Origin of the sequence: Limnospira sp. PMC 1279.21 (genome assembly GCF_032349615.1) — a bacterium.
GTDB lineage: Bacteria > Cyanobacteriota > Cyanobacteriia > Cyanobacteriales > Microcoleaceae > Limnospira > Limnospira fusiformis.
On sequence record NZ_JARPLU010000135.1, the window covers coordinates 9,045 to 13,021 of the forward strand.

2 protein-coding genes are annotated in these 3,977 nt (G+C 32.3%); both read left to right on the top strand.

Features of this window, described 5'->3' with window-relative positions:
• The first annotated feature begins 20 nt into the window (after positions 1-20).
• Complete coding sequence (locus P5683_RS18045; RefSeq protein ID WP_315669471.1) at positions 21-3,755, top strand: glycosyltransferase; 3,735 nt, start codon at positions 21-23, stop codon at positions 3,753-3,755.
• Positions 3,756-3,802: 47 nt separating this feature from the next.
• On the top strand, positions 3,803-3,977 hold a 175-nt coding region (locus P5683_RS26515; protein WP_396442573.1), incomplete at its 3' end, for a tetratricopeptide repeat protein.

A 3,977-nucleotide genomic window follows, 5' to 3' on the forward strand; every position in this document is an offset into this window, starting at 1 on the left:
CGGAGGCTTATCAAAATGCGATCGCTTGGCGGGATGATTTACCCTGGTCTCACTACAATTTAGCCGAAGCATTGGTCAAGTTGGAGCGGTGGGAAGCAGCAGTTAAGGCTTATAAAAGGGCAATGGAAATTCAGCCTGATTTGCCTTGTATCTATGAAAAGTTAGGGGATGCACTCCGACATCAAGTCCCCCCCAATCTGGAAGAAATTTCTCAGGTTTATTATAAGGCGATCGAAGCCAATCCCGATAACTTACAGATTTATTATAGAGCTTTAGAAGCTAATCCTCAAGATGCCAAAATTTCTTTAATGTTGGCGGATGCCTTCAGAAGTCAAGGTCAGTTAGATCAAGCAGTTACATTTTATAAAAACACTTTACAAATCGCACCAAATAATACTCAATTGCAAATCAATGCTTGGCAAAATCTGGGAGATATTTGGCGTACTGTTGGGCGTTTAGAAGAAGCAGAAAAAGCTTATCATCAGATCGGGAATTGGAAGGCTAAAACAATTCCATATAAAATTGTATTATTCACACCCTATTATAAAGATCAGCATCCAAACAGACAGGATGAATTAATTTATTGCCTCAGAAAAAATATAGAATGTCCTGAGATTGAAAAAATTGTCTTACTGATTGATGATGGTCATCAGCCAGAACTAGAAAATCCTAAGATTGAAATTATCAGGCTCTCTTCTAGGGCGACTTATCTGGATTGGGTCAAATTAACACAGGCAAGATTTGCTGATAAAATATCAGTTTTGGCAAACACTGATATTTACTTAGATCAATCTATTTCATGGCTTAGAGACATATTTTCTACTAACCCTAATGCTTTTATTGCCCTCAGCCGTCATGAGCAACAAGACTCAGAGCAAACTTTGCACAAGAGTCCCCATCAGTCTCAGGATCTTTGGGCGGTTTATGGAGGATATAATTTTAGTAAATCCTTAAAGAAATCTTTGGAAATTCCTTTAGGATTTCCTCGCTGTGATGCTAAGATTGCCTACTTATTTTCAGTTCATGGTGCCAAAGTTTATAATCCATGTAATCACATCAAGATAGTTCATCTACATGAAACACAGTTAAGGTCTTACGATAAGTACGGTGACACTACGATTTTAGGTAGTACAGCATGGGTTTATCCTAGTAGCAATCTTAGTCAGCCCTCTAAGTTGAAAATGAATGTGTGGACTTTAAATCCAGATGAAGTAGAAAATATTCAAATTAATAATAGTTTGATTCGGTGGCAAGAAGGACACAAAGAGCAAGGTTCAGAGTCTAGGGAAGCAGCCATACAGCCACCAGCAGCCTCAGATTATTGGAGAATAATTCAGTCTCAAGAAAGTATTATTACTGATCCCAAAACCATAAATAATCATTCTCCAGAGAAGCAAACCAGAGAATATTTAGATAAAATTATTGACAAAAGTAGTAATTCTATTTTATTAAGTAGCTTGGAGAAACTTCCTACTATGAAAGGAATTTCTCTAGTAACTTGTTGCATGAATCGAAATGATAATCTTGTACATAGTCTTAAAACTTGGCTAAAACTTGCAGAAATTGATGAAATAATTATCGTAGATTGGAACTCCAATATTCCTGTTAGTCAATCTCTACAAGAATCTGGTATTAAAGATGATCGTATTCTAATTGCTAAAGTTATTGATCAGCCCAGATGGATTCTTACTCTTGCTTATAATGTAGGCCTACAATTAGCAAGATATGACAAAATTCTAAAAATAGATGCCGATAATAAAATAACTTCTGACTTCTTTGAAAAAAATCAGTTAGTTGATCAAAGCGAGTTTTTTGCTGGTGATTGGAAATATTATGAAAATAGATATTTGAATGGAACTTTTTATGTGTGGAAAAAACAATTATCTGAAATTGGTTATTTTAATGAATACATTCAAACTTATGGTTGGGATGATACTAATTTGTACGAAAGATTAACCGAATCAGGCTTAACAAGAAAATTGTTACTAGAGGAAACTCTGAGTAACATTGAACATAGTAATGATTTAAGATTAATTAATCAGATTGAATCATTAAAAAGAAGCTCGAACGCAATTGAAGAAATTAAATCTACTCCTGAATATCTTATTCAATTTAATAGATATTTAACGCATTTATTGCCTGATTGGAAATCTAATTCACAGAGAAGAGATTACCTGTTATTGGCTAAGGATTCAGTAATAAATAAAGGGAAAATTGAATTATTATTTCAGGCTATTAACTCTCCTCATATAATTCCTGATTATTTAACAAAAATAGCTCAAGAATTAGCTTTAAGAATGAGATTATGGATGATTGAGAAAAACAATAAATTCATTTGGGAAGATAATGCTTTAAATGAATTTATTGTACAAAAAAAGATAGAAACAACTATTAAAGAACAACTAATTAATTTGAACAATCAAACAAGTAATCTACGACAGAAAGAAACAATATTTTCAAGCGATAATTGGCATATCATTTTCAATTTTTCAAAAACCAATCCTTTAAAGGTAATTTTGGCGATAAATCATTGGTTAGATACTACTTATTTACTTCCTAAGCAACCCATCATGTGGATTTATCCATTTTTTGACAATGATGAAAGTGATTTAGCCCAATTATGGATCAAAAATTATATAAATTATAGATATGATCAAAGATTAAAGTTATTGGATAACTATAATTTATTTAACATCTATGAACACATAATGATTAATTTTGATACTTGTTCCGTAACTGAATCAAAATTAAAATTTATTACTCAAACTCATCCTTCTGCATTGGCAAATTTAATAGAAATAAAATTTGATAATGAATTTGACTATATCGATGTTAAAGAATTTATCAAAAAAGAAATGAATCTCAATTGGTTAATTCAATTTAATAATAAAAAAGAGTATATATATTACCAAATATTAATGGCAGAAATAGAATACCAAGAAAACTCGATAAACCAACAGATAAAAACAGATCCTTATCTCAATCCTCTAATATCTATTGTTACCTCGGTTTATCAAGGTAGAGAATTTATACAGGGATTTCTTGAAAATATCACCAAACAAACCATATTTTCTCAATGTGAGTTAATTCTGATTGATGGTAATTCTCCAGAAAACGAAGGAGAGATTATTGAGGCATTTATTCATGAAAACGGCTTTAGCAATATTCATTATCATAGATTAGATAAAGATCCAGGATTATATGAATGTTGGAACATAGCAATTCGTCAAAGTCATGGTAAGTATATTACTAATGCTAATTTGGATGACCGTCGCTCTCCTTTGCATCTGGAAATACTAGCTAATCACCTAGAAAATAATCCTCAAATTAGTGCTGTATCTTCAGCACTGGTTGTCACTTACCAACCAAATGAGGATTGTAACTTTTTTACACCAGAGGCAGTTTGGTTTGATGGACTTTCAGGAGAAATAACTTTCGACGACTTATATAAATATAATAATGATGGTATTGTTGTCTCTCGGAATACCCTACACTGTATGCCACTTTGGAAAAAAGACCTACATAGTAAATATGGTTACTTTGATGAACCTAATTATGGCACAAGTGCAGACTGGGAATTTTGGCTTAGATGTTCCTATCAGGGTGAAAAATATAGTATAGTAGGTTTACCTTTAGGGTTGTACTACCTCAATCCTAATTCCCATAACCGCATAAATGATAGTGATGGTTATTTTGAGCTTCGTATTATTAAGAAGTATTTTTCTGTTAATCAAGAAAAAGCTATTAAACAGTAGTATGAAATTACATATATTTTTTCAAAAAAATTTTAGGAGGTATTAAGATGACTATTAATCAAAATGAACGATCTAAGTATTACTACCAACAAGGTCAAGCAATGATTAAACTTCACAAAATTGAAGAAGCATTAATAAATTTTGAAAAAGCTATTGAAATAGATCCGGTAGGGGTCGAAAGGGAAGTCGCCTTCCCCAACTCCCATTCAAAACCGTGCTTGA